6 protein-coding genes are annotated in these 7,712 nt (G+C 36.9%); all 6 read left to right on the plus strand.

Features of this window, described 5'->3' with window-relative positions:
- The first annotated feature begins 533 nt into the window (after window positions 1–533).
- The 6 genes from LIZ98_RS16085 to LIZ98_RS16110 all read left to right on the plus strand — a co-directional run bounded on the left by LIZ98_RS16085 (window position 534) and on the right by LIZ98_RS16110 (window position 7,604).
- Window positions 534–1,145 (plus strand): DedA family protein, encoded by a 612-nt coding sequence (locus LIZ98_RS16085; RefSeq protein WP_227140221.1) that lies wholly within the window; start codon window positions 534–536, stop codon window positions 1,143–1,145.
- A gap of 41 nt (window positions 1,146–1,186) precedes the next feature.
- Window positions 1,187–2,023 (plus strand): undecaprenyl-diphosphate phosphatase, encoded by an 837-nt coding sequence (locus LIZ98_RS16090; RefSeq protein WP_041847735.1) that lies wholly within the window; start codon window positions 1,187–1,189, stop codon window positions 2,021–2,023.
- Between the two features lie 461 nt (window positions 2,024–2,484).
- Window positions 2,485–3,180, plus strand: coding sequence for a response regulator transcription factor (locus LIZ98_RS16095; protein WP_108897413.1), 696 nt, complete (start codon window positions 2,485–2,487; stop codon window positions 3,178–3,180).
- Window positions 3,177–4,613 carry a sensor histidine kinase gene (locus LIZ98_RS16100; protein ID WP_041845825.1) on the plus strand — a complete coding sequence of 479 codons (1,437 nt, stop codon included), beginning with the start codon at window positions 3,177–3,179 and terminating at the stop codon, window positions 4,611–4,613. The genes LIZ98_RS16095 and LIZ98_RS16100 overlap by 4 nt, the downstream gene beginning before the upstream one ends.
- Window positions 4,614–5,223: 610 nt before the next feature.
- Window positions 5,224–5,949, plus strand: coding sequence for a DsbA family oxidoreductase (locus LIZ98_RS16105; RefSeq protein WP_108897415.1), 726 nt, complete (start codon window positions 5,224–5,226; stop codon window positions 5,947–5,949).
- A 341-nt stretch (window positions 5,950–6,290) separates the two neighbouring features.
- The gene (locus LIZ98_RS16110; RefSeq protein WP_052514540.1) at window positions 6,291–7,604 is read left to right on the plus strand and encodes a methyl-accepting chemotaxis protein; all 1,314 of its coding nucleotides are present in this window, start codon (window positions 6,291–6,293) and stop codon (window positions 7,602–7,604) included.
- Window positions 7,605–7,712: the final 108 nt, after the last annotated feature.

Here is a 7,712-nt window from a genome sequence, read left to right on the forward strand (position 1 = left end):
TCCCTGTTGGATTTAATAGTAAGGTAGCTTGATTCAGCAGTATCCCTGTTGGATTTAATAGTAAGGTAGCTTGATTCAGCAGTATCCCTGTTGGATTCAATAGTAAAGTAGCTTGATTCAGCAGAATCCCGCCCGATTTAACAGTAGGGTACCTTAATCAACAATCCCCCCGTCCAATTCAACAGTAAAAGCCAAAATTCAACAGTTCCCCTACCAAATTCAATAGTAAAAAAAGAAAAATTCGAACACCGAATTCAGATGAAAACCTTCAAACGTCTTCTCATCGGGGTTATGAAATTAACTTCTTTTGTTTTTCTTATTTTTCTTTTAAATATCTTTTCGGACAAGGAATTTGATGGTAAGATTAAAAAAGTGTATGTATCGTGCCAAAGATGTCATATAATCATGCTGTTGGGTTCTATGGATTAAATACGTACTATGCGCGATTTTGAGAGATTATCTAAGCTAAATATCATACTTATGTAGTTGGACAATAAAATAAAATATGGACATGTTTATAAAGGTGGATAAAAATGGAAAATTGGATTACCGGTTTTATGGAACAATTCGGTTATTTTGGTGTATTTTTATTAATATGTTTAGAAAATGTATTTCCTCCTATACCATCGGAGGTCATTCTTACTTTTGGCGGTTTTATGACGACAACAACCAATCTGACTGTGCTTGGTGTTATTTTTGCTGCGACAATTGGATCGGTCTTCGGTGCCGTTATTTTGTATGCGCTCGGTCGTTGGCTAGATGTTGAAAAAATTGAACGAATTGTCGACAAATGGGGTTATCTCTTACGTGTGAAAAAAGAAGATGTTGAAAAGGCGGACCATTGGTTTCAAAAATATGGCTATTGGACTGTTTTTTTCTGTCGGATGGTTCCGTTAATACGTAGTTTGATTTCAATTCCTGCCGGGATGGCACATATGAACTTTCCGTTATTTTTATTTTTTACAACAGCAGGAACGATTATTTGGAACTCCATCCTTGTCACACTTGGGGCAAAACTTGGGGAATCTTGGAAAAAAATTGTTGAATACATGGATATTTATTCGAACATCGTTTATATGCTGATTGCAATAGCGATAATTGCTGTTATCATTTACTTTATCCGCCGTTCAAAAACCCAAAAATAAAGAAAATAAGTTACATATTATGTGATGAAGGAGAATATTTCATGGATTTTCTTATGTTTTTAAAGACGATTATTTTAGGAATGGTTGAAGGATTAACAGAATTTGCACCGGTATCTTCAACCGGACACATGATTATTGTTGATGATCTTTGGCTCCAATCAAAAGAGTTTTTAGGTGGACAATATGTAGCCAATACATTTAAAGTTGTAATTCAATTAGGGTCGATTCTGGCCGTTGTTGTTGTCATGAAGGATCGTTTTTTGGACTTATTGGGACTGAAGAAGAGATCCTTTAAGATTGGGCAAAAATCAACCGGTCACTTGCGACTTACCCATATAATAGTAGGAATTTTACCGGCCGGGATTTTGGGCGTCCTTTTTGAAGATATCATTGATGAAGTTTTGTTTGGCTATCAGTACGTTGTATATGCATTGATTGCCGGAGCGATTTTAATGATTTTTGCCGATAAATTCAGAGCCAAGCGACCAGCAGCGGAGACGGTCGATCAAATCACATACAAGCAAGCATTATTGATTGGTTTGTTTCAATGTTTATCGTTATGGCCGGGCTTTTCCCGTTCAGGGGCAACAATTTCAGGCGGGGTTTTAATGGGTCTCAGTCACCGAGCTGCAGCGGATTTTACATTTATTATGGCTGTACCGATTATGGCCGGGGCAAGTCTCATTTCGCTAGTGAAAAATTGGCAATATTTTTCCATCGACGCTTTGCCGTTTTTCATTGCCGGCTTCATTAGTGCATTTATTTTTGCATTGATTTCAATTCGTTTCTTCTTAAAACTAATCAATCGCATTAAACTTGTACCGTTTGCCATTTATCGAATTATCTTAGCGGTCCTTTTACTATTATTGGTAAAATAAAAAAACAGCGGTAATGAATTTCCGCTGTTTTTTAATATAGTGATACCACTTGTGTAGGATCCTCGTAGATTCAATGATAAAATGATAAAAAAAGAAGGGGCTGCTGAAATGAACAAACAAGTCCATTCCGGCAGCCCAAAATCTATATTAAAAAGGAAGGAGAGCCTTGATGTTTTTTATTGTAAGGGTTAAATATGAAAAAACTATGAACAAACTATTAAGCAATCATTAAAAATAAAAAAGATAGTACTAAAGCGTTATTTGTATGAATTCACCTTGTTTTGAGCTTATTGAAATCGTCATTTGGGTGCCGCTTGTAAATCTGAACTTGTGATTTCTTCCATTCAGTCATCTCTGCCGGAAAAATATCTTTTGAAACTAGAATAAAAAAAGTTGATATTTCTGCTCACTCGTTTTAATTTTGATAGTAAGAGTAAAGGTGAAAAGTGGAGCTGATTAAAATGAAAGTTCTCGTAATAGAAGATAATGAAAATGTTTGTTCAATGATTGACATGTTTTTTATTAATGAAGGAATTAATGGAACATTTATCCATGACGGGAAAGAAGGTTATGAGCGAGCCATGGCGGAAGATTGGGATTTGCTGATTATTGACTGGATGCTGCCGGGAATGGACGGGGTGACGATTTGCCGAAAAATTCGTGAGGAACAAAATAATGTACCGATAATTATTTTGACTGCAAAGGATTCCGAGTCGGATCAAGTACTTGGGCTTGAGATGGGGGCGGATGATTATGTGACAAAACCGTTTAGTCCACTGGCATTAATGGCTCGTATTAAAGCGGTAATGAGAAGAGCCCAATATACGACTCAGGGGGAAGTTCCAAAAGATGTAGTACAAACGAAGCATTTTAAGGTTAATAAAGAAACAAGGGAAGTCTGGTTAGATGATGAGCAGATCATGAATTTGACACCAAAAGAATTTGATTTATTAATATTCTTCCTTCAACATCCGCGCCAAGTCTTTTCAAGGGAACAAATATTAGACCAAGTTTGGGGTTATCAATTTTACGGCGATGAGCGAACAGTAGATGTTCATATTAAGCGATTAAGAAAAAAACTGGGAAAAGAAAATCAACCCTTTTTTCATACAGTATGGGGGGTTGGTTACAAATTTGATGAGCTGGTGGACAAATGAAAGTAAAATATATGTATCAACAAATGCTCAGCCATCTCGGTATTATTACTGTTGCCTTCCTCATTTTAAGCTTGCTTGTATCTCAATATGTTGAATCGCTCGTTTATAAAAATAAAGAAGAAGAATTGATTTCCTACGGGGAACAAATTTTAAAAGACTTAAATAATAACTTTTTAACAGATACATTCACATTAAATGATTATCAAGACGTTTTGAAAAAGAGAAACATATATTTAACGATGTTTGATTCAAACGGGCAAATTGTTTATCCGATTGATAATAGAAATTTGCAAATTCAATTTACTGAAAAAGAATGGGAACAAATTTCGCAGGGGAAAAGGGTAGTGGTCAATGTTGATTTTAACCGTTTTGAACAGGCGGTATCCCTTGTGATTCTCCCTTATAAAAAGGGCGACTATTTATTAGGCGGAATTTTGTTAACAGCTCCCGTCAGCGGAACCCGGGAGATGATTCAAGAGTTTAACAGCTACTTGATCATAACGGTATGCATTGCTTTAGGTATCTCTTTTATCATCAGTTGGTTTCTTTCCAAAATTCATGTACGACGGATTAAACAGCTGCAAAAAGCGACATCTGCGGTTGCACGCGGCGATTACAATGTAACGGTACGCGATTCTGATTTTGATGAAATCGGGGAATTGGCCAGTGATTTTAATAAGATGGTGGGGAAATTGAAAAAGTCGATGGATGAGATTGAAAGTTTGGAAAATCGCAGGCGGCAGTTCATGGCAGACGTATCCCATGAAATGAGAACACCGTTAACGACGATTAGCGGTATCATTGAAGGGTTACGAAACAATATGATCCCTGAAAGTGAAAAGGAAAAAGGACTGGCACTTGTCAGCCAAGAAACGAAACGATTGATTCGGTTAGTCAATGAAAACTTGGATTATGAAAAAATTCGTTCCAACCAAGTGAAATTAAATAAAGAAGAAATTGAACTCATTGATGTTTTTGAGATTATTAAAGATCAGTTAGCGATTCAAGCGGAAGAGCGAAATGACGAAATCGTAGTGGATGTGGAAAACGATACAATGGTTTATGCCGACTATGATAGACTTGTGCAAATTTTGCTAAATATTACCAAAAATAGTATTCAATTTACCGAAAACGGCTTAATTACCCTTCGCGGGAGAGAGGCTGCCGATAGTACCGTCATTGAAATTGAAGATACCGGTATCGGCATTGACCCGAAAGACGTGGAAAATATTTGGCATCGTTTTTACAAAGCGGATATATCAAGAAAAAGCAATCCTTTTGGTGAATTTGGCCTCGGCTTATCTATTGTAAAGCAGTTAGTTTTACTGCATGACGGAAAAATTGATGTAAAAAGTGAAAAAGGAAAGGGAACGAAATTTACCATTTGGTTGCCGGTCAAACCAAATAAGCCCCTTTTAAAAGCTGAGGAATAGATTGTGGCCGGTAAAATCAAGTAGCTCGTTTTTAAAATCAGAGGAATAGATTGTGGTCGGTCAAACCAAGTAGTTCGCATTTAAAACCAAACGAATAGATTGTGGTCGGTCAAACTAAGTAGGTTGTGTTTAAAATCAGAGGAATAGAATGTTGCGGGTAAAATTAAGTAGCTTACTTTTAAAATCAAAGGAATAGATAGTGGTCGGACGAATCAAGTAGTTCGCGTTTAAAACCAAACGAATAGATTGTGACTTTCAAACCAAGTAGGTCGTATTTAAAATCAGAGGAATAGATTGTAACCGGTCAAACCAAGTAGCTCACTTTTAAAATCACATGATTAGAGCCAAAAAGCTGAGTAGGTTTTTTGCGGAAATTTTGCACAAAATAGAGATATACGGGAAAGTTTTCTGCAAAATGGACAATTTAGAGGTACTTGTCCTATTAACAATGCCGGTTTTGTCATGTTATTTAGTCTTGAACCTTTTGCTGTATGGTCAATTTTCATGCACGTGTCCCGGTGCAGATTATTTTTTGCACAAGAACAGGTATGGTAAAATAAGTTCACTGTTGGAAAAAGAATCAACAAGAATAAGAAAATGAGGTGCCAAGATGAAAATAGAAGTTTGGTCGGACTTTGTCTGTCCGTTCTGTTATATAGGAAAAAGGCGGTTAGAAATGGCGTTGGATCAATTTCCCTACCGTAATCAAGTGGAAATCGTGTTTAAAAGCTTTGAACTCGACCCGAATGTTGAAACGAATGATTCAATCACCATTGACCAAGCAATAGCGCAAAAATACGGAATCTCAGTAGAAGAAGCCAAAAAAGCAAATCAAAATATTATTGATCAGGCAGCTTCGGTTGGGCTAAATTACGATTTTTCTTCCATGTCGCCAACCAATACGTTTAAGGCTCATCGTTTGGCCAAATTTGCTGAGAAAAAAGGCAAGCTTATGGAGATGACGGAAAGATTACTCAGATCTCATTTCATCGAGTCAGGGCGAATTGATGATATGGATACATTAATTCAGCTGGCAGAAGAAGTCGGATTAAATAAAAATGAAGTGAAAGAAGTTTTGGAAAGTGATCAATTTTCCAATGAAGTACGTACAGACGAAATGGAGGCACAAATGTTAGGCGTCCGCGGCGTTCCATTTTTTGTCATTAATCGAAAATATGCCATTTCCGGTGCTCAACCGACAGAAGTTTTCACAAATGGATTACAGAAAGCTTGGGAAGAGGAACATTTGAGTACAAAATTTCAGCCGCTTGGCAGTGAGGAAGCTGCCAACTGTACTGCGGACGGGTGTGAGCTTCCCGATAAAAACGAAATATAAACAGGAAGGACTATCGCTAAAGAACAAAGCGATAGTCTATTTTTTTAAGAAAGTACAAAATTTTGTCACATCTACATTACTCACACTGTGGCAGTTTTTAGCGTGGTAGTGATGAGTCGCCTAATGACAATGAGTCATTTGACCTAGTGCGAAATTACTGAAAAGCTATTGTTGGAAAAGCGAAAAGCGCTTAAAATGGAAATTAAGAACCAAATCCGTATCTATGAATATTGCATCGTATGAAAGTCGACAAGACGACTGCTACTACATAATTTGTCCGATCACGTATATCATATTTTATTTGCTTGGTTTAAAAAAGAAGAATATTGGAGGAATGAACAGTGATAAAGTTTTATCGTAATTTAAAGTTTCGTACCAAGTACCGGATTGCTTTGGCAGGTACGATCATCATATTCTTGATCGCTTCAACAATTGTTGGTATAAATCTATTTCATATTCGTTCAGGGATCGATAATCCGGAAATTCAAGCCCAATTAGCCGGTCTGTCTAATATGTTAATTATTTCCGTCATCATAGCGGCGTTAATCGGTGTTGTTCTTCTACACTTGATCAGCAGGGGTATTGAAAGCAGTCTTAAAAAGGTTGCAACGGCGGCAGATGAAATTGCAAACGGGAATTTGCAAATAGCTGATATCAAAATTACTTCAAATGATGAAATTGGTCAATTAGGACAAGCTGTAAACACTTTGAAAGATAATTTGAATACTATGATTACCCAAATTAACTACGTGTCAAATCTGGTGGCAGATAAAAGTAAATTGCTGAAAACGGGTGCTGAAGATATCAAAGCCGGAAGCGAACAAATTGCCACTACGATGGAACAATTATCTGCCGGATCCGAAAGCCAAGCATCATCTGCAAATGACCTTTTTGAAAAAATGCAAGAATTTATGGAAACGATTGCGAATGTGGTGTATAAATCACAGGATGTAAAAAACATTTCTGAAAATATGGTTAATATTACGAATGAAGGAAGTCAAAATTTAGAAGTAACGTCACAAAAAATGGGCGAAATCAATAAAAAGTTTAATCAATCATTGCAAATGGTAAAGGGTTTGAATGAGAAAATTAAAAATATAAACCAGTTGATCGTTGTTATTAAAGAAATCGCTGATCAAACGAATCTCTTGGCTTTAAATGCATCGATTGAAGCGGCACGGGCAGGCGAACACGGTCGGGGGTTTGCCGTTGTTGCCGATGAAGTCAGAAAACTGGCCGAACAAGTCAATGCTTCCATCAGTAATATTAATGTCATTTTAAAAGATATTCAAGATGAGTCGAAAAATGTACTTGGATCATTAGAAGAAGGCTATCAATTAGTGGACGATGGTACAGGACAAATGAAGAAAACCGGAGAAGTATTCCAATTAATGTTTGAAACAATAAATAAGGTTGTTGATCAAATCGAGGCGATGTCAAATTCATTATACGATGTTATTGATGATGCCCACCCGATTAGCAATTTACTGGAGTCTATTGTTTCAGTTACACAAGAGTCCGCTGCCGGGATAGAAGAGACTTCAGCAAGTGTACAGGAATCAAATCAATCGATTAAAAACATCCACAGCCATACACTGGAATTAGAAAAAGAAGTAAGTAATCTAAAAGGTGTAATTCAAGAGTTTAATATCTAACTTGAGTTTCGCACCTTAGGAGACTAATAAATCGACGAGGCCCGTTCTCGTCGCCACTTTTGGTTGAGAAATGCTTGTTTTTGGCGACGAGGCCCGTTCTCGTCGCCA

The organism is Caldibacillus sp. 210928-DFI.2.18 (assembly GCF_020554505.1).
Classification (GTDB): Bacteria; Bacillota; Bacilli; order Bacillales; family Caldibacillaceae; genus Caldifermentibacillus; species Caldifermentibacillus hisashii.

Bases quoted from the DNA above. Each gene is read 5' to 3' on its own strand.
- LIZ98_RS16105 (WP_108897415.1), top strand. From the start codon at position 5,224: ATGAAAATAGAAGTTTGGTCGGACTTTGTCTGTCCGTTCTGTTATATA.
- LIZ98_RS16090 (WP_041847735.1), top strand. From the start codon at position 1,187: ATGGATTTTCTTATGTTTTTAAAGACGATTATTTTAGGAATGGTTGAA.
- LIZ98_RS16100 (WP_041845825.1), top strand. From the start codon at position 3,177: ATGAAAGTAAAATATATGTATCAACAAATGCTCAGCCATCTCGGTATT.
- LIZ98_RS16095 (WP_108897413.1), top strand. From the start codon at position 2,485: ATGAAAGTTCTCGTAATAGAAGATAATGAAAATGTTTGTTCAATGATT.
- LIZ98_RS16085 (WP_227140221.1), top strand. From the start codon at position 534: ATGGAAAATTGGATTACCGGTTTTATGGAACAATTCGGTTATTTTGGT.